Origin of the sequence: Mesorhizobium sp. M2A.F.Ca.ET.039.01.1.1, assembly GCF_003998035.1 — a bacterium.
Classification (GTDB): domain Bacteria; phylum Pseudomonadota; class Alphaproteobacteria; order Rhizobiales; family Rhizobiaceae; genus Mesorhizobium.
This window is the reverse complement of the sequence record NZ_RZRY01000038.1, coordinates 1-21,906: the sequence shown is the minus strand read 5'-3', so window position 1 is coordinate 21,906 and position 21,906 is coordinate 1. Positions and strand designations below refer to the sequence as shown.

The following is a 21,906-nucleotide window of genomic DNA, read 5'->3' as shown; positions in this document are numbered from 1 at the left end:
GTGTAGAAGAGCCCCATTCCCAGCGCCCGTGTCGCCGGCGCCAGCACCCGCGCCGGCAGGCTCATGATCGCTCCGGCCGGCAGCCCGCAGACCAGGCCGAGCACAACCATGGTGGGCAGCACCGCTGAACAGCGCCATAGCAAGAGGACCAAGGCCGCGAAAGCGAGACAGCTTGTCGCCAGCATGGCGTTGCGGCTCCTGCTCTGGTCCGCGAGGTAGCCTCCGAGCGGAACCGAAAGAGCCGCGAGCCACAGCACGATGCTGACGGCCGAACCGGCGGCGGCGGTCGACCAGCCGCGCTCGACCAGCATCGACGGCGCGAAACTGAAGATCATGGCGAAGCCGACATTGTAGAAGGCCCAGATCAAACCCGCCAGCAGCACGGCCCAGACAGCAGGCTTCGCGAGCCGCGAGCCTTCCGCTGAAGCCGGAGCGGCGGCGGGTCCGGGTGGCTGGTACAGGAATCCCACCAGCGCAAGCGCCGCGACGATGAGCGCCATCACGGCAATCTGCGTCCCCGCTATGCCGAATTCCGCCCGTATCAGCGGCAGCCCGGCGAGCGTGAGGGCGATGCCCAGCGGCCAAGAGTTGATGAAGATCGCCATCGCCGTGGCGATCCGCCGGCCCGTGAACCAGTCGACGACCATCTTGGTCATCAGCACGTTCAGCAGCACGCCTCCGACCCCGGAGATCAACCGTGCCGCGATCTGCACGCTCCATGAGGTTGAGGTGAAAAGCAGCATCTCGCCGGCCAGCATCATCGCCAGGCCGGCGAGCACGCTTGCCTTGTCGCCGAAGCGCCTGCCGATCGCGCCGCCGGGAAGCGCCAGCGCAACGCCCGGGGCGAAGTACAGACCGATGAGCACGCCGATGTCGGCGAGGTTTGCGTCGAGCGCCTTGCCCAGTTCCGGCGCAATGGCCGCGATGCTCTGGAATTGCACCGCTATCGCGGCGCGGGCGACGAACAGAACGGCAAGGATGGTCCAGCGGCTGGGCACGGCACTGCTCCTGCTGAGACACTTGGCGGCTCGACTACGGTAGAAAGCAATGAATGTCTGGCGCGATCGATATCACGGATAATGCACTATTCGGCCCGCTCGGGAAGCCATCTGTCGCCCTGCATGAAAGCCTCATCACCAGTGCCAAGACGGCGCTCCGTCATTGACCTCACAACTCATCGTTGACATATATTCATAACAGATATATGTGTCTTGCATATTAGTGGAGCGCTCGATGAACGAGACCGATTTCCTCAAGGACTACGACCCAAGCGCCTTCCAGCGGCCGTCGGTGGCGGTCGACCTTGTGCTGCTCGGTATCCGCGCCGGCCGGCCGGCCGTGCTGCTGGTCAAGCGCGACCAGCTTCCGCATGCGGGGCGCTGGGCGCTGCCGGGCGGCTTTGTCGGCATCGACGAATCCCTCGACGCGGCCGTCGCGCGCGTGCTGCGCGAAAAGGCCGGCATGGGCGAGGCGCATCTCGAGCAGCTCTACACATTCGGCGCGGTGGAGCGCGATCCGCGCATGCGCATCATCAGCGTCGCCTATCTGGCGCTGCTCACCGAGCAGGCCTTCGATGCGGCGCTCGGCGCGAAGCCGACGCTGCTGCCAGCTACGATCCAGGTGCCCTGGGCCGGCGAGGCTGGTGGGCCGGTCGATGTGCTCGCGCCGGAAGGCGAAAAACTGACGCTCGCTTTCGATCATGCCGATATCCTGGCGATGGCGATGCTCAGGCTGCGCGGCAAGCTCGACTATTCCGATGTCGCCTTCGCGCTGCTGCCCGAATTCTTCACGTTGCGGCAGCTGCAGGACGTGCATGAGGCGATCCTGGGCACGTCGCTCAACAAGCCGGCCTTCCGCCGGCGCCAACTCGACAAGGGCTGGCTGGCGGCAACCGGCGCCTATGAATCGGGCGCTGCTTTCCGCCCGGCCGAGCTCTATCGTTTCCAACGTCTCATGGCTGATTGAGGGAGAGACCATCATGGCCACCATTCGCAGTTTCGGCTTCATTGCCCAGCTTCGCAGCGAGGCAAGCAGCCACGTCATCCGCTACCGCAACGGCCGAGAAATGCAGAGCGGCCGCGGCCTGGTCTTCTGGTTCGTGCCCGAGACCGCCAGCATCGCCGAGCTGCCGATGGACGACCGCGAGATGACGCTCTTCGTCAAGGGCCGCAGCCAGGATTTCCAGACCGTCGCCGTGCAGGGCACGATCGGCTGGCATGTGGTCGATCCGGCGCGGCTCGCCGAACGCGTCGATTTCAGCATCGATCTCAGGACCGGCAAGCTGCGCGGCGAACCGATCGAGAAGATCCAGGCCCGCATCGCCGGCATCGCCAACCAGGCGGTGCAGCAATATCTCGGCCAGGCGCCGGTGCGCGCGCTGCTCGACGGCGGCCCGGCGCCCTTGCGCGAGCGGCTGCAGGCGCTGGTCGCCGCCGATCCCGCGCTGACCGACATCGGTGTCGCCGCCGTCGCGGTCAGGCTCACCAATTTGACACCGACAAGCGAGCTCGAGCGGGCGCTGCAGACGCCGACCTTCGAGGCGCTGCAGCAGAAGGCCGACGAGGCGACCTTCCAGCGCCGGGCGCTTGCCGTGGAGAAGGAGCGCGCCATCGCCGAGAACGAGCTGGCGAACAAGACCGAGCTGGCGCGGCGCGAGAAGCTGCTCATCGCCGAAGAGGCCGAGAACGCCCGCAACCGCGCCACCGGCGCGGCCGAGGCGCAGCAGATCGAAGCTGGCGCCGAGGCCGAGCGGATCCGCGCCATCGAGGGCGCCAAGGCGGAAGCCGAATGGCAGCATATCGCCATCTACCGCGACCTGCCGCCCGCGATCCTGCTCGGCCTTGCCGCCCAGCAGCTCGCCGGCAAGCTGGACAAGATCGAGCATGTCAACGTCACGCCCGACCTGCTCGCCACCGTGCTCGGCGAATTCCGCAAGGCCCCGGCGGTGATCGAAGGCCGGTGAGGAGCGAGCCATGGCCGCGAACCGTCCCCGCGCGGTCTTCGTGACGCGCGAGACCGACTACGAGCTGTTGATCGCGCATCACGCGACGCGCGGCCAGGCGCGCTTCTTCCTCGAGACGCGCGGCCAGCGGCTGGAAGACGTCGAGGCCCGGCACGATCGCTTCCACGCGGTGCTCGGCACGGCGCGCGCCTCGGTGCCGGCCGACTGGCGCCAGACCCTGGTGAGCCGCGCCGACCTCAACCGCTTCCTGTTCGCCCGACGACGTCATTGTCGCCGTCGGGCAGGACGGGCTGGTCGCCAACGTCGCCAAATATCTCAACGGCCAGCCGGTCCTCGGCGTCAATCCGGCGCCGGATCTCTATGACGGCGTCCTGGTGCGCATCGGCGTCGGCAGGCTGACAAAACTGCTTGCCGCCAGCAACGCCGGCGATCTCCAGATGGAATCGCGCACCATGGTCCAGGCCGAGCTCGAAGCGGGTGAGACGCTGCTTGCGCTCAACGAGATATTCGTCGGCCATCGCAGCCATCAGTCGGCCCGCTATCGAGGCGGAAGGCGAGGCGGAGGACCATTCCTCCAGCGGCCTCATCGTCGCCTCCGGCACCGGCGCGACCGGCTGGGCGCGCTCGATCATGGAAGCGACGCATCTGGAGCTGTCGCTCGGCCGCGAGGAACATGCGGTCGGCTTCTGGGTTCGCGAGCCCTTCCCGAGCATCGCCACCGCCACGAAATTGCGGGCGGGAAAGATCACCGAGAAACCGCTCTTCATCATCTCGCGCATGAACGAGGGCGGCGTGATCTTCGCCGACGGCATCGAGCAGGATTTCATCGCCTTCGACTGGGGCCGGCAGGTGCGGCTGTCGCCAGCGTCAAGGGTGTTGCGGCTGGTGATCGACCGGTAGGACCGAGTTGGCCGCAAAACCTGCAATAGTCAGCCCTGGACGGCGCCGGTCTTTCCAGCCTTCCCGTTCGCGCCGTCGAGCAGGGCGATCAATCCCTTGAGGATGTCGATCGGCGGCGGCGGACATCCGGGAATGTGCAGGTCGACCGGCACCACGTCCGACACGCCGCCGACAACGGCGTAGCCGCCGGCGAAGCAGCCGCCGTCCTTGGCGCAGTCGCCTAATGCAACCACCCATTTCGGGTTGGGCGTCGCCTCAAAGGTCCGCTTCAGCGCCTCGCGCATGTTCTTGGTGACCGGCCCGGTGACCATCAGCACGTCGGCATGGCGCGGCGAGGCGACGAAGCGGAAGCCGAAGCGCTCGATGTCGTAGAAGGCATTGTTGAGCGCGTGCATTTCGAGCTCGCAGCCATTGCAGGAGCCGGCATCGACCGCGCGGATCGCCAGGCTCCGGCCGAGTTTCCGGCGCGCCATGCCGTCAAGCGCGCGCGCCAGCTCGTCGACGGCAGCATTGCTGACTTGCGGCGCGCGTTCCGTCAGGGGCGGGCGGATCAGGCTTTCGAAGAGCAGTTTTCGCATGGTTCTACAGGTCGTGGCCGGAATAGGAGCAGTTGAACGATTTGTTGCAGAGCGGGAAATCGGCGACGATGTTGCCTTCGATCGCCGCCTCCAAGAGCGGCCACTGGAACCATGACGGGTCGCGCAGGTGGCAGCGCTCGATCAGGCCGTCCTCGCCAATGCGCAGCCAGACCAGGATGTCGCCGCGAAAACCCTCGACCAGCGCCATGCCCTCGCGCGGCTCTTCCGGTGCAGCGATATCGACGCTGATCGGGCCGGCGGGCAGCCGCCCGAGAATCTGCTCGACCAGCGACAGGCTCTGCTCGACCTCCCGCACGCGGATCCAGACGCGCGCGTTGACGTCGCCTTCCTGCAGCACCGGCACATCGAAGGCGAGCTCGTCATAAGGCGCGTAACCCGGGCTGCGGCGCGCATCGAAATCGCGGCCCGAGGCGCGGCCGACATAGCCGCCGGCGGCATATTGCCGGGCAAGCTCGCCCTTGAGCCGGCCGGTCGCCACCGTCCGGTCCTGCAGCGAGGCGGTGTTGTCGTAGAGCTCGACCAGATGCGGGAAGCGCCGCCTGATCTCGGCGATCAGCGATCGGATGGCGTCCGTCCCCGCCTCGTCCAGATCGCTTGCCGTGCCGCCGGGCAGGATGCGGTCGCGCATCAGGCGGTGGCCGAAGGCCGCATCGGCGGCGCGCAACACGCGTTCGCGCAACACGCCGCAATGCGCGTGCATGATCGCGAAGGCGGCGTCGTTGCAGATGGCGCCGATGTCGCCGAGGTGGTTGGCCAGGCGCTCCAATTCGGCCATCAGCGCCCGCAGCCAGATCGCGCGCCCCGGCGGCGTGATGCCGAGCGCCGCCTCCACCGCGCGGGCGAAGGCGAGCGAATAGGCGACAGTGCTGTCCCCTGAAGTCCGGCCCGCGAGTTTCGCGGCACGATCGATCGATGCGCCCTGCATCAACGCTTCGATGCCCTTGTGCACATAGCCCAGCCGCTCCTCCAGCCGCACCACGGTTTCGCCGCCTGCCGTGAAGCGGAAATGCCCCGGCTCGATGATGCCGGCATGCACCGGCCCGACAGGAATCTGATGGAGGCTCTCGCCCTCGGCCGCCAGGAACCGGTAGGACGACGCGGCCGCCGGCCCGCCGGGCCGCGCCGCCAGCGGGTGGCTGATGCCCCACTGTCCATGGTCGAGCCAGCGGCGGGTATCGGGCAGGCCTTGCGGCGCCAGCCCGAAAAGATCCGCTGCGGCGCGTTCCAGCCGGAGCGCCGGTGGATGGAGCTGGCCGACCGACGGGTAACGGCCGCCACGGCAATCCAGGCTGATCACGCCGATGGTCTGCGCCTCGTCGAGAAGCGCCATGTGCACCTTGTCAGGCTCCCCCCACAGGCCGAGCAGGCTCCAGCGTCCGGCGACGAGCTGCTCGACGGCGAGGTTCCAGGCCTTCGGAGCGACGACGCCGCGCCGCCAGGGCGCGTGATGTTCGACCTGGCGGTCGGCCTCGATGAGATCGGCGAGCGCGGGCATGTTTTTCCTCACCATGCGCCTACCCCAGGATGCCGGCGACATGCTGGAACCACGCCACCAGCGGCGCCGGCAGATAGATGCCGGCGGCAAACACCAAGGCGAGGTGCGAATACATCGGCACATAGGACGCCTCGACAGGCGCCATGCCGCCGCGCGGCTCGCCGAAGGCGACGCCGGTCAGCCGCAGCAGCAGCGCGCCGAAGGCGATGAGCAGCCCGAACACCAGCGGGACCGCCAGCCACGGATGCCTGGCGAAAGTCGAGCTGACGACTAGGAATTCGCTCATGAAGATGCCGAGCGGCGGCAGGCCGGCAATGGCCACGACGCCGATGACCAGCGCCCAGCCAAGTCCGGGATGGCTTTCGGTCAGCCCCCTGATCTCGGAGATCTTCTGCGTGCCCTTGACCTGCGCGATATGGCCGACGGCGAAGAAGATCGCCGATTTGGTCAGGCTGTGCATGACCATGTGCAGCAGGCCGGCGAAATTGGCGAGCGGGCCGCCCATGCCGAAGGCAAAGACGATGATGCCCATATGCTCGATCGAGGAATAGGCGAACAGGCGTTTGATGTCGCGGCGGCGGTAGAGCATGAAGGCCGCGAAGATCAGCGAGGTCAGTCCCATCGTGACCATCAGCGGCCCGGGCCCGATCGCCTGCGGGCTCGCCGCGAGCAACAGCTTGAAGCGCAGCACGGCATAGAGCGCGACATTGAGCAGCAGGCCCGACAGCACCGCCGAGATCGGCGTCGGGCCCTCGGCATGGGCGTCGGGCAGCCAGGCATGCAAGGGGGCAAGGCCGACCTTGGTGCCGTAACCGAGCAGCAGGAAGATGAAGGCGACGCTGAGCAGCGCTGGATCGAAACGCGCCGCCTTTTCGATCAGCACCGACCAGACCATGGCGTTGGTGCCTTCGCCGACGACCGGCTGCGCAGCCATGTAGACGAGGATCGTTCCGAACAGCGCGAGCGCGATGCCGACGCTGCCGAGGATGAAATATTTCCACGCCGCTTCCAGCGCCTCATGCGTGCGGTAGATGCCGACCATCAGCACGGTGGTCAGCGTGGCGAGCTCCACCGCGACCCACATCAGGCCGATATTGTTCGACACGAAGGCCAAGTTCATGCCGAACATCATGATCTGGTACATCGCGTGGTAGAAGCGCAGGTTCGGCGCGGTCAGCCGGCCGGTTTCCAGCTCATGCGCGATGTAGGACGCGCTGAACACGCTGGTGGTGAAGCCGACGAATGTGTTGAGCACGATGAAGACGATGTTGAGGTCGTCGACCAGGAGGTATTGTCCCGGCGCTGGCCGTTCCGTGACGAACAGCGACAGCGCCGCGAGCAAGGTGAGCAGGCTGGCGATGACATTGACGGTCGCCGTCATGCGGTAGTTCGGCATTGCCGCCAGGATGGCCGCGGCACCCGCCGGGATAAAAAGGATCGCGGCCACGGCGTCGAAGGAAAACCCGCTCACCGGCGTTCTCCCCGGTAGTCGTCGAGCGCGCCGATATCGACCGAATCGAACCGTTCCCGGATGCGGAACAGGAAGACGCCGATGACGATGAAGGCGATCAGGATTGAGAAGGCGACGCTGATCTCGACCACCAGCGGCATGCCCTTGGCGCCGGTGGCGGCCAGCACCAGGCCGTTCTCCAGCGACATGAAGCCGACGACCTGGCTGACGGCGTTGCGCCTTGTGACCATAACCAGCAGGCCGAGCAGGATGATCGACAGCGCGAAGGCGAGATCCTCGCGGGCGAGCGGATCGGCCTCGGGCGTCACCCGCAGCATCAGCACCATGGAGAGCGTCACTAGCCCGATGCCGGCGAGCATGGTCGGGCCGATGCCGACCGCGGTCTCGATGTCGCGGTGGATGCCGAGCCGCTGGATGATGCGATGCAGCCCGACGGGAATGACGATCGCCTTGAAGACCAACGCGATTGCCGCCGTGATGTAGAGATGATGCGCGTCCTGGATGTAAGCCTGCCAGGCTACCGAAAGCGCCAGCACTACGGCATGCAGCGCAAAGACATTGATCAGCGCGAACAGCCGGTCCTGGTAGAGCATCATGAAGGAGATCAGCACCAGGCTGCCGGCGAGCAGATGGGCGATGTCGAAGGTGAGACCGTTCATCACAGGCTCCGCGAGACGAACAGCAACAGCGTGCCGAGCAGCGCCAGCATCAGCGCCGCGCCCAGGAAGTCCGGCACGCGGAAGACGCGCATCTTGGCGACCGCCGTCTCGAACACGGCAAGCAGGATGGCGAGCACCGTGAGCTTGCAGAGATAGGCGGCCGCGCCGATGGCCAGCGATTTCGGCCCGGTCCCGCCGCTGTCCAGCCCCCAGGGCAGGAAGACGCAGGCGATCAGCGACATATAGAGCAGCAGCTTGAGGAAGGTGGCGAGCTCGATCATCGCCAGATGGCGGCCGGAATATTCCAGGATCATCGCCTCATGCACCATGGTGAGCTCCAGATGCGTGGCCGGATTGTCGACCGGTATGCGCGCATTCTCGGCGATCGCCACCATCACGAGCGCGATCAGCGACATGCCGAGCGACACCCGCAGCCCGACTTGCGGAGAGCCCATGAAGGCGGCGACCGTCGAGAGCTGCGTGGCGCCGGCCAGCAGCGCCAGGCTGAAGACGGTGAGCAGCATCGCCGGTTCGGCCAGCGACGCGATCATCACCTCGCGGCTGGCGCCGAGGCCGCCGAAGCTGGTGCCGACATCCATCCCGGCCAGCGCCTGGAAGAAGCGCGCGCTGCCGAGCAGCGCCACGATGACGATGAGGTCGGCGGTCCAGCTGAATTCGAGGCCGGTGGCGAATGTCGGGACGAGCGCGGCCGCGACCCAGGTGGCCGCGAAGATCAGATAGGGCGTCACCCGGAACAGCCAGGACGCATTGTCCGCCAGCACGACCTCCTTGCGCATCAGCCTGACGAGATCGCGATAGGGCTGGATCAGCGAAGACCCCTGCCGCCTGACCAGCCTTGCCTTCACCTTGCGCACGAAGCCGATCAGCAGCGGCGCCAGCAAAAGCACGACCAGCATCTGCGCGCCCTGCACGGCCAGCTGCGAGATCATGGCCATAGCGCGAGCACCAGAAGCAGGATGACGAGGTAGAGGAAGACCAGCGTCAAATAGCGGCGGATGGTCAGGAACTGCAGGTGGTTCAGCCGCTCTGTGGCGAAATCGATCGCGCCGGTGATCGGCTGGTAGAAGATCTCCCAGGCCACATCGTGCATCTCCACCTTGAGTCGCGCCGGCTCCAGCGCGCCCGGCGCCGGCATGTCCACCGTCTCGCGCGAGCGGAACGCGAAGCCGTCGAAGACGCGGCGAATGGGCTGCGCGAAGCTGACGGCCGTGTATTGCGCGGCCGGCACCGCATCCGGGAAGCCGCATCCCCACGCAATGCCCCGGCGCAGCGCATGCGAGGCGAAGCGGTGGATGAAGAACGCCGCGAGCGACGCCGAGATGGTGATGAAGACAAAGACCAGCAGGCCGTTATAGGAGCTGCGGCTCTCGGCGATCGGCACGATCGACAGCCAGGGCTGCGCCATCTGAACCGGCATGCGCTCGCCGACGAGCGGAAGCGTCACCGTCGACAGGCTGTCGATGACGAAGCCTGGCAGGATGCCGGCGAGCAGGCAGAAGGCGGCAAGCACGGCCATCGCCGCCAGCGACCACCGATCGACTTCGTGCGCGCGTTCCACCGCCGCCGACCGCGCCCGGCCAAGGAAGGTGATGCCGAATGCCTTGACGAAGCAGGCCGCGGCAAGTGCGGCCGACAGCGCCAGCATGCCGCCGACCGCGGGCACGATGACCTTCAGCCCCCATTGCGGCAGCTCGGGGCTGCGCAATATGGCCTGGAAGACCAGCCATTCGGAGGCAAAGCCGTTGAAGGGCGGCAGCGCCGAGATCGAGACGCAGCCGATGAGGAAGACAAAGCTGGTCACCGGCAGGCGATGGATGAGGCCGCCCAGCTTCTCCATGTCGCGTTCGCCGGTTGCTGTCAGCACGGCGCCGGCGCCGAAGAACAGCAGACTCTTGAAGAAGGAATGGTTCAGCACGTGGAAGAGCGCCGCGGTGAAGGCCAGCGCGGCCGCCGACGGCATGCCGTTTGCCTTGAAGGCCAGCGCAAGGCCGAGGCTGGCGAAGATGACGCCGATATTCTCGATGGTGGAGTAGGCGAGCAGCCGCTTCAGGTCCTTTTCCATCAGCGCGTGCAGGATGCCCAGCACCGCCGTCACGCCGCCGATGAGAAGCACCGCGACGCCGGACCACCATGCCGGCTCGCCAAGCAGGTCGAACACCACGCGGACGAAGCCATAGATGGCGACCTTCGTCATGATGCCGCTCATCAGCGCCGAGACGTGGCTGGGTGCCGCCGGATGGGCAAGCGGCAGCCAGGCATGCAGCGGCACGAGGCCGGCCTTGGAGCCGGCGCCAAGCAGCATGAGAACCAGCACCGCGCCGGCGACGAACGGGCCGGGATGCGCCGTCCGCATCGCGTCGAACGCATAGGTTCCCGCCGGCCCGGCCAACAGGCCGAAGGCAAGCAGCAGCGCCATCGTGCCGAAGCTTGCCATCACCAGGTAGATGTAGCCGGCCCGCCGGTTGGCCTCGTCGCGGTGATGCGCCATGACCAGCGCCCAGGAGGCGAGCGACATGAATTCCCAGGACAACAGGAAGCTGAAGGCGTCGTTTGCCAGCACCACGAGGTTCATGCCGGCAAGGAAGGCGGGATAGAATGGCAGCACCCGATGCGGCTGGGATTCATGCCGGCCGTAGCCGAGGCCGTAGAGACTGGTGATCGTGCCGCCCAAATTGACGACGACGAGAAAGAACGCCGACAGGCCGTCGAGGCGGAACCGGGCGCCGGTCCAGGGCAGGCCGAGCGGCAAGGTGGCGGAGGCCTCGCCGGGGTTGCCGGCAAGATGGCCGGCAGCAGTCGCGAGCAGCACGGCTGAAATGACAAGTGTCGCGCCATAGACCAGGCGCGTCGCGGCGGCGAGCCGGCTGGCGGCCGCGGCCATTATGGCCGTTGCCAAAAACGCGGCAGGACCGCACAGCAGAAGGGCGACGGTCGAATTCACGGCTGGCTCCCGCCCGATTCGACCTGGCCGCCATCGGGTTCGGGCGCCTTGGCGGGATCGAAACCGCTCTTCAGCCGCACCCCGCGCCCGCCGCCTGGGCTCGCCGCGCCTTCCCCGATCAGTTCGATGCCGGAGATCTCGAGCGCCGCGATCAGCTTCATCAGCGAATCGACATTGCCCCGGATGATCGAGCCGCTGGCTTCCATGCGCTGGATCGTCGGCACCGATAGGCCGGACAATTCGGCAAGCCGGCGCTGATCGATGCCGAGCAGCGATCTTGCGGCGCGCAATTGCGGTGCGGTTATCACCGAGGACTCACTCGTTCAGGTTTGAGATATTAGGTCTCGGTGCTATAGCCTACATTAAAATGTTCTATCGTCAAGGATTGATGTTTAGAACATCTATGTTGATGGCGTGACAGTGTGGGCCGAAGGCGCGGCAGCCCCTGGCCAGATACGGCACCCATCTATGCAGCCGGCGTCAGAGTGCCGGGATACGGAAGGGCTTCTCAGCGCTCCACGGCTGCGTAAGCCAGCGCCAGGATGCATGGGGAGGTGGCAAAACGGACGGCCAGGCGACGGCCCGGCGAAGTGACCGCCTCGCCCTTTTCGAAATCGATGGCGATGTCCTCGAAACCCAACACGCGACCGTCGAGCGGGAACGACGCCTTGTAGGCCGCTTCCTTGACCGCGAACAGGATACGGCCGCCCAGCTTCGGATCGAGATCACCCAGGCGATCCTTCGGGGCGGCAACCATGGCCCTGAGGTCGTCGGGCAATGGCAAGGCGGGTTCGATGTCGACGCCGACGCTTCGCAGCGCGCCGGATCGCGCGACGACTGCTACGGCCATCGTGTCGTCATGCGCGATCGAGCCGACAATGCCGGCCGGCCAGATCGGGCTTCCCGATCGGCCGCGCAATATCGCGGGGTTCACGCATCCCAGACGCCGCAGCAATTCATGCGCGATGTGGCGGCCTGCCCCGGTGGCGGCGCGCGCGCCGGGTTCGCGCGTCGCCATGGAAGCGCTTTCCGCGGGCAGGATATATTGTTCGTCGCCGGCGAGGATATGACGGCAACCGGCGCTCAGGCCGGGCGGCGCGAGGCCGGCCAATGCCTGCTCGACGGTGTGTCGGATGCTTGCCGACATGCCTTGCGGCCGGGTTTTCAACGCTCTATCCGCCCCAGTTCGAGCGTGGCGATCATCTCGTCGTCTTCGTCCAGTCCTTGCTCGACGAAACCGAAGCCGGCGTAAAGCCGGCGCGCCGCCTCGTTCTCCGGTTCATAGCAGATCGCAACGCGGCGGATGTGGCCGAGCTTCGCGATCTCTTCCAGCGCCTTGCCGACAGCGGCGCGGCCGAGGCCCCTGCCTTGCTCGCGGCGGTCGATCATGAAGCGATAGATGATCGCTTCGTCATCGTCCTCGGGCGCGCTGTACATGAGGAATCCGACCACGCGCCCGGCGAAGACGACGGCGCGAGCGATCGCCTCGTCATCCTGCTTGGCCTCCGCCAGCGATTCGGCGTTGGAGGCGACGTACTCCTGCTGCTCCGGCAACAGTTCGAGCGCCAGTATCGCCGCCCGGTTGCCCTTGCCGACAGGCTCCAGGGTAACCAGCCGGTCGCTGATGCCGGCGCGGCGCGTCACGGGGCATGCCCGACTTCCATCGCGCGGGCGTCGATCGGCGTCACCACGCCATAGAGCTTCGCCGGGTTGCCGCGCCAGACCGTGTTCGGCTCCAGCACCTCGCCCTTCATGACGAAGCAGTCGACGTCGGCCACCGATCCCTCGCCCATCGTCACCGCGTAATGAACGAAAGCGGACGGCGCCAGCGTGCAGCCATTGCCGATGCGGATGTAGTCGGACTTGAACGCGCCTTCCTCCAGCGAGTGCGGCTGGATCACGCAGCCTTCGTTGAGCGTCACGTCGTCGCCGATCTCCACCAGCGACCGCTCGGTGATGATGCAGCCGCCGTCATAGAGGCGCAGCCCCACCTTCACGCCCAGCATGCGCAGGATCGGCGGCCGGAACGGGGTGCCGGTGAACAGGCCCATGATCGGTGAATCGGACAGCTTCCAGTGACGTTCGTGCCGCCAGAAAACCGGGTCGTAGATCGTCGCCATCCTGGGCTTCAGGCGGCGGAAGCCGAGGCTGGCGCGCTCGAGGAAGATATAGAACGGGATGCCGATCGCCGTGGTCAGCATCACCGCCACGAACAGTGCCGTCTGCCCCCACTCGGTATAGTAGTTCAGCGCGCGGTCCCAGATTGCGAGCGTCAGGAACAGGATCAGCCACTGCGCGGCCACGAACATCAGCGCAGTGACCAGATTGTGCAGGTTCTTCAGCGGCAGGCGGCGACTGCGCTCCTTGTCGGAGATCAATCCGAGAAGCTCCTTGTCGCGATTGACCATGCGCGGAATTTCGAAGGGTGGCGAGCCCAGGAGCCCGACATTCTCGCGCACGGGGCCGTCCACCGGCACGTGGACCTTGGTCCCGAGCAGGCAATTGTCGCCGACGCGGGAATCCGGTGAATAGATGATGTTGTTACCGAAGAAGTTGCGTTCGCCGACCCGCGTGTGCTCGAGCCGGAAGGAGTTGGCCGACTTCTGCATGTTCACCATGAACAGACCGTCCGACACCATGGTGTGCGAGCCGATCTCGCTCAACTGCGGGTTTTCATGCCGCTGGTTGGTGCCGAAATTCGATCCGGTCTGATCCACCTTGTTCAGCTTCCAGCCGATGGCGCGCAGATAATAGACGACGGCGGAACTGTCGCCGAACAGCACGTTCAGGAGCCGCACATTGCTGACCAGCTCCAGCATCGTTTGCAGCCAGTAGTGGAAGCCGTAGAGCGAATAGTTCCGGCCGGGCTTGAGCACGAGGTTGAACAGCCGCGGCACGATGGCCGCCAGCAGCACCCCGCCGATGATGAAGCCCGCCACCGTGACCGTGGTGCCGATCGCCACGACGCCGATGGTCTCATCATAGTCGTCGCCGACATTTTCCCAGTAGCTGTGGAACAGAAGCGGGAACGGTGTGACGATGGCAAAAAGGATGAAGAGCTGGATCGCCTCGTAGATGACGCGGCGCACCCGCGACAACGGGACGTTGGGCACATTGCAGTAGTCCGCCTCGGTCGGGATCGCAGGCGAGCCGTGCCAGTGCTCTCCGGCCGGAATGGTCTGTCTGCGATGCAGCGACGAAGCGTGGCCGAGCTGGGTGCCGTCGCCCATGCGCGTGTCGATGTCGAGCGTCGATCCGACGCCGACAAAGGCGTTGTTGCCGATATCGACCGGCCCGGTATGAATATAGCCCGCCTGCGCGCGGAATCCGAGGATCGTCGAGTCCTTGCGCAGGATCGAGTTGTTGCCGATGGCGATCAGATCGGTGCAGACCGGAACGGCCCTGCACTCGACGACGGTGCGATTGCCGAGCCGCGCGCCGAGCAGGCGCAGATAGAGGCTATAGAGCGGACTGCCGCGGAACAGCACGACCGGAGCGCTGCGGACCAGAGTCTTGACGATCCAGAATCGATAGTAACGCCAGCCCCAGATCGGAAAGGTCTCGGCCTTCCAACGGCCGACCAGCAGCCATTTGGCTGCGACGGCGAAACCGCTCAATCCAAAGAACACGCTGGCGGACAGAAGAACGCAACGCAGATAGAGAGACACCGGGTCGTCCAGGGCGTCATAGACCCAGTTGAGACCGTCATTGATCGTCCACAACGCCACATAGCTGTAGACCGCGTAGAACAGCAGCTGGCCGAACCCCGTTGCCCAGATGGCAAGATTGGAGGCCCTGTGCGTCAGCATCGGCTCGCGCGCGGCAACCGCGGCCGCCTGGGGTTCCCGCAGATGTTCGGCAAGCTTCGCCACCGTGGGGTGCAGGTAGATGTCGCGCATCGACGTCGTCGACCAGGCCTTGCGCGAGCGGATGCGCGCGCAGAACCGCGCCATCAACAGCGAGTTCGCGCCTAGGTCGTCGAAGAAGTGGTCTTCGATGGAGATGACCTCGAATTTCAGCACGTCCGCCAGCGTCTCCACGAGGAACTTCTCGTCCTCGTTGCGCGGGTCGATCATCGCATGGCCGGCGGCGACACGCGCGCTCGTCGGCTTTGGCAATTTCCTTAGGTCGACCTTGTTGGAAACGGTCATCGGGATCGTGGGCAACTGCTCGAGATAGGCCGGAACCATGTAATCGGGCAGCCGTCGCTTCAGCTCCTGCACGAGAGCGGTGCGGTCCCCACCGTCGCCGCCGCTTTTGGGGGCATAGTAGCCGACCAGCTCGGTGCGCTCGGGCTCGATCTCCCAGGTCGTGACCGCCGCCTGCGCGATGCCGGGCTGATCCAAAAGCACGGCCTCGATCTCGCCCAGCTCGATGCGATAGCCGCGGATCTTGACCTGCGTGTCGATGCGTCCGTGGTATTCGATCTCGCCCTTGTCGTTGATCCGGCCAAGATCTCCCGTCCGATAGATGCGGCCGCCTGGGTTGTTCGGCAGACCGATGAAATCATGGATGAATTTCTCATCGTTGAGTTCCGGCCGGTTGAGATAGCCGACCGCGACGCCCATGCCGCCGATGCAGATCTCGCCCAACGCGTCGCCGCTCAGAACCTGTGGCTTTTTCGGATCGAGGATGGCGATCGAATAGGTCGGCAGCGGCCTGCCGATCGTCACCGGTTCATCCGGCGTCAGCAAGGCCATGGTGGCTGTGACGGTCGCCTCCGTCGGGCCGTAGGTGTTCAGGATCTGGCGGCCGGGCTTCGCCCACCGCACCACGAGCTTGTGAGAGCAGGCCTCGCCGCCGACAAGGATCGCGCGCAGGCTTGGCGCATCGCTCTCGATCGACGACAGCAGCGTCGGGCTGCAGGCCATGCAGGTGATGGTGTGCTCGCGCAGGAAACTGGCCAGCTCCTCGCCCACCAACGGCTGCTGGCCGGGCGCCGGCACAACGGTCGCGCCCGCGGCGAACGGCACCCAGATCTCCTCCGAGGAGAAATCGAAGGCAATGGTCATGCCTTGATAGACGCGGTCGCCCGGCTGGTAGCCATAGGACGCCGCCGCGACGCGGATGAAGTTGCAAAAACTCTGATGGGTGATGACCACGCCCTTGGGCTTGCCCGTGGTGCCCGACGTATAGAGGATGTAGCAGGTCTGATCCTGGGCGCCTTCCGGCAAGGGCGCCGTTTCCGGCTGGAGCGCGATTTCGGACTCCGCCGAATCGATCGAGATATGCGGAACGGGCAGGCGCGCCACGCGCGCGGCATAACCGGAAACGCTGATCACCATCGTGACGTTGGCGTCCTCGATGATCATCACCATACGGTCTTCGGGAAACGCGGTGGCCAAGGGCACGAATGCCGCCCCGGCCTTCATCACTGCAAGCACCGCGATGTAGGTTTCGGCGGAGCGGTCGAGCAAAAGGCCAATCCTGTCGCCTGGCTTGACACCGCGCTCGATCAACAGATGGGCAAACTGGTTGGCGCGGCTGTTCAGCTCGCGATACGACCAGCGCCGACCGCCGGAGATGACCGCCGGTGCGGCATCGAAGCGGCTCGCCAGATCGGCGAATAACCGGTCGAGCCGCTCATGCGGATCGCCTTTCTGGATGAAATCAGGGCCGATCAGGATCTGCTCGCGCGGCGGCGCCGCGGTGGCTGCTTTGGCCTTGCGGGAATCCTGCTTGGCGGGCTTGGTGGCTTCGGTAAGAGACATCAGAGAACCTCGCGGGCTCCTGTCCGCCCGCATTACGTGAGTGGTGAAATGATAAAAAACTAACGACGGCTGGCCAGGCGCCTTCTTCGCGGACGGTGAAATGATCGTGCCGTGGCGCGTATGGGACCGGGGACTGGCCGACTTCGAGCAGGCCTATGCTGCTGCGCTGATGGCCGATCCGTGACGATCGCGCGGCTTCACGATGATTTGATGGAGCAGTGCCTCACGCGACGATCAAACGCCGACGGGATGGATGTCTGCATTCTCGAGGCAGTAGGCTGCATGGCGAAAATCGCGGATGCGCACAACCTCTTCGCCGCGCCAATGGACCAGCACGAAGCCGCGCACGGCATCGTCCGCCTGCGGGTTGCGGATGAGGATCGCCGGCAGGCCATCGACAAAGCCGAGCGACAGTGTCCAGTCGCCGAGGCGCTCGTAATTGCCGAAATAGGTCGAGGCTTCCTTCTTGCCGGTGAGGCGGGTGCGGTTGACGACGTCGACCTGGACGTCCTGGGCGATCAGCGCCCTGACCCCGTCGAAATCGCGCGCGTTGAACAGCTCGATATAGCGGCGCAGCCGGCGCTCTTCTTCCGGTTCGAGTTTCGGCATCGCGAGATCGGCCGGCGCCGAAGCCAGCGCCTTCAGCTCCGCCCGGCCGCGATGCAGAGCCGCCTTGGTGGCGGCAAGCGTCGCGCCCGTCACCTCGCAGGTCTCATGCAAGGTGAGGCCAAGCACGTCGACGAGGATCACGGCGCTGCGCTGCGCCAGCGTAAGCTGCATGAAGCTGCGCAGGCTTGCCGCCGCCGCGAGCCTCACCTCGGCGTTGGCCGAGAGATCCTCGATCGTTGTCATGTCGGCCTCGGTGACGCGGGAGCGCTCCCGCTGGCGGCGGCGCAGATGATCCTGCGCCGCGTTATGAGCGATGCGGAACAGCCACTGCTCGGGGCGTTCGACGAGAGCGCCGCCATCATGGGCGGCGAGCGCCTTCACCACTGCCTCCTGCACGATGTCCTCGCCCTCGACGGCGGAGCCCGCCATGCGCGCGACATAGCGGTGCAGTTTCGGGCGCAGGCCGACGAGCATGGCTTCAAGTTCCGCGCGGCCGAACCCTGCCAAGCTCATCGTCCTCTTTCTCGCCTCGCCAATGCCAAGGTCAGGCGGGCACGGCTTCATTGGCCCTGGCCAGCATACGATAATCGCCGACGATCTTCGCCGGCGACCTCACAAGCGGCGTCGAACGCCGGCCGGCATGATCGGCGCTGAACGCCTTGAACGCGTCGAGCTCGGTCAGCGCCGAGCTGTCCTTGTCATAGCCGACAAGGTGGACGAACTCGCCGTTATCCAACTCAAGCACCAGATAGCGCACCGATCGCGGCTGCGTTTCGTCCAGCGCCTCGAACACTTTTTCCACCAGCGCCCGGTTCTCGGCGATGTTGGCGTCCTTCACGCCATAGCGGATCAGATTGTAGGTCATGGGAGTCTCCTGTTTGCGGGTCTGCATGAGGAAGACGTTCCATGGGCCCGAAAGGATTCTCGGGCGGCTCTGTTTTTTGATTGCCTCCGGCGATCAGCCGGTTCCGTCGGCCGCGCCGATCATGGAGGCGATCGTGTCGTCGCCGGCCGATTGCGGCCGCATCCGGCCGCTGGCCAGCGCGATCGACAGTCTGCACAAGGCTGCGTTGACGGGCGTCGCCATGCCGTGCAGCCGCCCGAGCAGCACGATCTCGCCGTTGAGGAAGTCGGTTTCGAGGGAGCCCGTCCCGCGCACGATGCTCTGCAGCGTCGACGACCCGACGCGCGTTCGGCCGGGAATGGCGGTTATGGTCAGTTCCTGGCGGGCCATGGCGTCGGTCTTGTCCCACGCTATTCCGGCGGCGGTCAGCACCGCCTCCGCCTCGGCGAGCGCCCTGGCATACCATTTCCGCTGAAGCTCGGTGTCGCCAAGCGCCGCGTCGATGATGTTGCGAAGATTGGCCAGCAGCTTGCGGTATTTGCTGTCCATCACATTGTCCCTGGCCTCGACGATGAAGCCGGACGTGCTCAGGACCCCGCACAGTTTCTCGACCGCGTCGTCGGTTCCGGAAGGATAGCGGCCGATGTCGAAGGCGCCGATCTTGGGCGCGAAATAGGTCCCGACCTCGCCGGGCGTGTCGTAATCGGCCGGCAGCATCACCGTTGCGCCATAGACATTGGCAAAGAAACGCAAGGCCAGCGCCTCGTTGGCGACGCCGTTCTGGAAGCAGAATACGGGTTGCGTCGCCAGGCCGGCGGCGTTGAGCCGTTGCAGCGCGCCGAGCGTGTCTGGCGTTTTCATCGTCAGCAGCACGACATCGTCCGGCTCGAAGGAAATCTCCGCCGGGTCGGCATAGACAGGAAAGCGCGCGGTCCTGGTGCCTTGCGGAGTGGAAAGCGACAGTCCCGAAGCGCGGATGGCATCAAGCTGCCTGCCGCGGGCGATGCCGAGGACCGTGTGGCCGAAAAAACTCAGCTGGGCCGCGATGGCGCCTCCTATCGCGCCGATGCCATAGACGATGATGCGCATGCTCTTCCCGCTGATTGGAGTTCGGTCGACAACTGTTGACTGAAAAAGCCTACAGCGTTGTCGCTAACCCGGCGATCACCTGCCCCCTCCGTTCACGCAATCGTGGCCGCCGCCGCCCGTCCGGCGCTGCGCCCCGAAAAGATGCAGCCGCCGAGGAAGGTGCCCTCCAGCGCCGCATAGCCATGCAGGCCGCCGCCGCCGAAGCCGGCTACCTCGCCGACCGCGTAGAGCCCCGGAACCGGCTGTCCGGCGGCATCGAGCACGCGGCTGTCGAGATCGGTCTCAAGCCCGCCCAGCGTCTTGCGGGTGAGGATGTTGAGGCGCACCGCTATCAGCGGGCCGTTCGCCGGATCGAGCATCTTGTGCGGCCTGGCCGTGCGGATCAGCCTGTCGCCGAGATAGGTGCGCGCGCCGCGCAGCGCCGTGATCTGCGCATCCTTGGAGAACGGGTTGTCGAGCTGCCTGTCGCGGGCGCGGATCTCGCGCTCGACCTGGGCGACGTCCAGCAGCGGCTCGCCGCCGGCCAGCGCGTTCATGCGCGCCACCAGCTTTGAAAGGTCGGCCTCGACGATGAAGTCTTCGCCTTTTTCCATGAAGGCTTTCACCGGGCCGGGAATGCCCGATGTCGCGCGGCCCAGCACTTGCCGCCAGCTCTTCCCGGTGAGGTCCGGATTCTGCTCGGAGCCCGACAGAGCGAACTCCTTCTGGATGATTTTCCTGGTCAGGATGAACCAGGAATAGTCGAAGCCGGTGCCCATGATATGGCTAAGCGTGGCGAGCGTATCGAAGCCCGGATAGAGCGGCACCGGCAGCCTCTTGCCGCGCGCGTCGAGCCAGATCGAGGAGGGACCGGGCAGGACGCGGATCGCATGCTCGGTCCAGATCGGCGCCCAGTTCTTGATGCCCTCGACATAGTGCCACATGCGGTCGCGGTTGATGATCCTGCCGCCCGCGGCCTCGGTGATCGCAAGCATGCGCCCGTCGACATGGTCGGGCACCCCGGTAATCATGCGCTTGGGCGGCGCGCCCAGGCGCTCGGGCCAATTCCTGCGCACCAGCTCGTGATTGCCGCCGATGCCGCCGGAAGCGACGATCACTGCTTGCGCGCTGAGCTCGAACGCGCCGGACACGGCGCGCGAGCTCTTATGCCCGCGCTCGACGCTGCTCGCCTCCAGCACGTCGCCGCGCACGCCGGTGACGGTATCGCGGGTGCGGATGATCTCGTTGACCCGATGACGGAACCTGAATTCGACCAGCCCGCGCTTCTGCGCCTCGCGCACGCGCAGCACGAAAGGTTCGAGCACGCCGGGTCCGGTGCCCCATGTGACATGGAAGCGCGGCACCGAATTGCCGTGGCCGACGGCATTGCCGCCGCCGCGCTCGGCCCAGCCGACGACGGGGAAGAATTTCAAGCCGCGCTCGATCAGCCAGGAGCGCTTCTCGCCGGCGGCGAAGCCGACATAGGCCTCGGCCCATTTGCGCGGCCAGAAATCCTCCGGGCGGTCGAAAGCGGCCGTGCCCATCCAGTCCTCGAGCGCGAGGTCGTGCGAATCGCGGATGCGCATGCGCCGCTGCTCCGGCGAATCGACCAGGAACAGTCCGCCGAAGGACCAGAAGGCCTGGCCGCCCAGCGACTGTTCCGGCTCCTGGTCGACGATGATGATTTTCTTGCCGGCCTCCGCCAGTTCGGCAGCGGCGACGAGGCCCGCCAGCCCCGCGCCGACAATGATCACGTCCGCGTCAGCCATTTTTCCTCCCAGAATGAGCCGGCAAACTTATTCGAAACCTACGCAATTCAGGAGAAGTGTGACGCGGTTTTCCGTTTGGAATTGCGTAAAAGCAAAAATCGTCAGACCGGCTCCCAGCCGTCCTTGTCGCCGGCGCGGAAGATGGCGTCGATGACCTTCTGGTTGAGCACCGATTCCTCCAGCGTGAAGACGCGGTCCTTGCCGCCCTGTGCGGCGCGCACGAAGGCCTCGCATTCCAGCCGGTATTGCTGCGTGCCGGGGAAGCGGAACACCTGCGCCTCGGTATGGTTCTGGTTGTGCAGCTCGATGCGGTGGTGCTCGTAGAGCCCGGCATTGAACGGGCCGAAGACCTCGATGAAGCCTTTCTCGCCGTGGAACACCATCACCTGGCGCGCCGCCATCTGCGTCGAGAGATAGAAGGACAATTCGAAGTCGCCGAAATCGGCGCGGATCGAGGAATAGATGTCGGTGCCGAAGGTCTTGTCGCGCTCGATCGTCGCCTGCACGCGGATCGGCTCCTTGCCAGTCGAGAACCGCGTCGACACCGTCGGATAGACGCCGATATCGGGCAGCGCGCCGCCGCCGAGGTCTAGCTTGTTGCGCATGTTGTTGGGATCGACATTGTAGTAGGAGAAGGCGCCCTGCACGTGCCGCAGCCGGCCGATGGCGCCGCTGGCGATCAGATCGCGCACCTTGATCCATTGCGGGTGATAGGTGACCATGAACGCCTCGCAGACCAGCACCTTCTTTTGGTCGCGCAGCTTGATCAGCGGCGGGATGTCCTTGGCGTCGAGCGCCAGCGGTTTTTCCACCAGCACATGCTTTCCGGCCTCGATCGCCTTCGCCGTCCATTCAAC

18 protein-coding genes and 1 pseudogene are annotated in these 21,906 nt (G+C 65.7%); 3 read left to right on the top strand and 16 right to left on the bottom strand.

Translation table 11 applies throughout. The annotated features are described in order from the left end of the window. Positions 1–998: MFS transporter (locus EOA24_RS05840; RefSeq protein ID WP_133374466.1), on the bottom strand; the 998-nt coding region annotated here is incomplete at its 3' end. 235 nt (positions 999–1,233) lie between these two features. Between EOA24_RS05840 and EOA24_RS05835 the strand changes: the two genes are divergently transcribed. The 3 genes and pseudogenes from EOA24_RS05835 to EOA24_RS05825 all read left to right on the top strand — a co-directional run bounded on the left by EOA24_RS05835 (position 1,234) and on the right by EOA24_RS05825 (position 3,862). After that, positions 1,234–1,965, top strand: coding sequence for an NUDIX domain-containing protein (locus tag EOA24_RS05835; protein WP_126080201.1), 732 nt, complete (start codon positions 1,234–1,236; stop codon positions 1,963–1,965). A gap of 13 nt (positions 1,966–1,978) precedes the next feature. Next, positions 1,979–2,962, top strand: a complete 984-nt coding sequence (locus EOA24_RS05830; protein ID WP_126080202.1) for an SPFH domain-containing protein — start codon at positions 1,979–1,981, stop codon at positions 2,960–2,962. Between the two features lie 10 nt (positions 2,963–2,972). After that, a pseudogene (locus EOA24_RS05825) lies at positions 2,973–3,862 on the top strand (hypothetical protein). A 29-nt stretch (positions 3,863–3,891) separates the two neighbouring features. On the opposite strand, the gene EOA24_RS05820 reads toward EOA24_RS05825, so the two are convergent. The 15 genes from EOA24_RS05820 to EOA24_RS05750 all read right to left on the bottom strand — a co-directional run. Continuing rightward, the gene (locus tag EOA24_RS05820; protein ID WP_126080203.1) at positions 3,892–4,440 is read right to left on the bottom strand and encodes an NADH-quinone oxidoreductase subunit B family protein; all 549 of its coding nucleotides are present in this window, start codon (positions 4,438–4,440) and stop codon (positions 3,892–3,894) included. 4 nt (positions 4,441–4,444) lie between these two features. Beyond that, positions 4,445–5,956: an NADH-quinone oxidoreductase subunit C gene (locus EOA24_RS05815; protein ID WP_126083624.1), complete on the bottom strand. Its 1,512-nt coding sequence runs from the start codon at positions 5,954–5,956 to the stop codon at positions 4,445–4,447. A gap of 19 nt (positions 5,957–5,975) precedes the next feature. After that, positions 5,976–7,427 carry a hydrogenase 4 subunit F gene (locus EOA24_RS05810; RefSeq protein WP_126080204.1) on the bottom strand — a complete coding sequence of 484 codons (1,452 nt, stop codon included), beginning with the start codon at positions 7,425–7,427 and terminating at the stop codon, positions 5,976–5,978. Then, a complete protein-coding gene (locus tag EOA24_RS05805; protein WP_095819077.1) occupies positions 7,424–8,086 on the bottom strand; it encodes a hydrogenase-4 component E in 663 nt (220 codons plus the stop codon). The genes EOA24_RS05810 and EOA24_RS05805 overlap by 4 nt, the downstream gene beginning before the upstream one ends. Beyond that, positions 8,086–9,042 (bottom strand): NADH-quinone oxidoreductase subunit H, encoded by a 957-nt coding sequence (locus EOA24_RS05800; RefSeq protein WP_126080205.1) that lies wholly within the window; start codon positions 9,040–9,042, stop codon positions 8,086–8,088. Before EOA24_RS05800 ends, EOA24_RS05805 begins: the two co-directional genes overlap by 1 nt. Beyond that, positions 9,033–11,048, bottom strand: coding sequence for a hydrogenase 4 subunit B (gene hyfB, locus EOA24_RS05795; protein ID WP_127409663.1), 2,016 nt, complete (start codon positions 11,046–11,048; stop codon positions 9,033–9,035). Before hyfB ends, EOA24_RS05800 begins: the two co-directional genes overlap by 10 nt. Further along, a complete protein-coding gene (locus EOA24_RS05790) occupies positions 11,045–11,356 on the bottom strand; it encodes a helix-turn-helix transcriptional regulator (RefSeq protein ID WP_126080207.1) in 312 nt (103 codons plus the stop codon). The genes hyfB and EOA24_RS05790 overlap by 4 nt, the downstream gene beginning before the upstream one ends. A 200-nt stretch (positions 11,357–11,556) precedes the next feature. Next, positions 11,557–12,195, bottom strand: coding sequence for a 4'-phosphopantetheinyl transferase superfamily protein (locus EOA24_RS05785; RefSeq protein ID WP_126080208.1), 639 nt, complete (start codon positions 12,193–12,195; stop codon positions 11,557–11,559). A gap of 17 nt (positions 12,196–12,212) precedes the next feature. Then, positions 12,213–12,692, bottom strand: coding sequence for a GNAT family N-acetyltransferase (locus tag EOA24_RS05780; RefSeq protein WP_245467304.1), 480 nt, complete (start codon positions 12,690–12,692; stop codon positions 12,213–12,215). After that, positions 12,689–16,759 (bottom strand): Pls/PosA family non-ribosomal peptide synthetase, encoded by a 4,071-nt coding sequence (locus tag EOA24_RS05775; protein WP_245501761.1) that lies wholly within the window; start codon positions 16,757–16,759, stop codon positions 12,689–12,691. The genes EOA24_RS05780 and EOA24_RS05775 overlap by 4 nt, the downstream gene beginning before the upstream one ends. Positions 16,760–16,993: 234 nt before the next feature. After that, positions 16,994–17,881, bottom strand: a complete 888-nt coding sequence (locus tag EOA24_RS05770; RefSeq protein WP_126080137.1) for an RNA polymerase sigma factor — start codon at positions 17,879–17,881, stop codon at positions 16,994–16,996. A 31-nt stretch (positions 17,882–17,912) separates the two neighbouring features. Beyond that, a complete protein-coding gene (locus EOA24_RS05765) occupies positions 17,913–18,233 on the bottom strand; it encodes a hypothetical protein (RefSeq protein ID WP_245467300.1) in 321 nt (106 codons plus the stop codon). Positions 18,234–18,326: 93 nt separating this feature from the next. Then, positions 18,327–19,301: a 2-dehydropantoate 2-reductase N-terminal domain-containing protein gene (locus EOA24_RS05760; RefSeq protein ID WP_126080136.1), complete on the bottom strand. Its 975-nt coding sequence runs from the start codon at positions 19,299–19,301 to the stop codon at positions 18,327–18,329. A gap of 92 nt (positions 19,302–19,393) precedes the next feature. Further along, complete coding sequence (locus EOA24_RS05755) at positions 19,394–21,049, bottom strand: FAD-binding dehydrogenase (protein ID WP_126080135.1); 1,656 nt, start codon at positions 21,047–21,049, stop codon at positions 19,394–19,396. A 101-nt stretch (positions 21,050–21,150) separates the two neighbouring features. Then, positions 21,151–21,906: Gfo/Idh/MocA family oxidoreductase (locus EOA24_RS05750; protein ID WP_133374465.1), on the bottom strand; the 756-nt coding region annotated here is incomplete at its 5' end.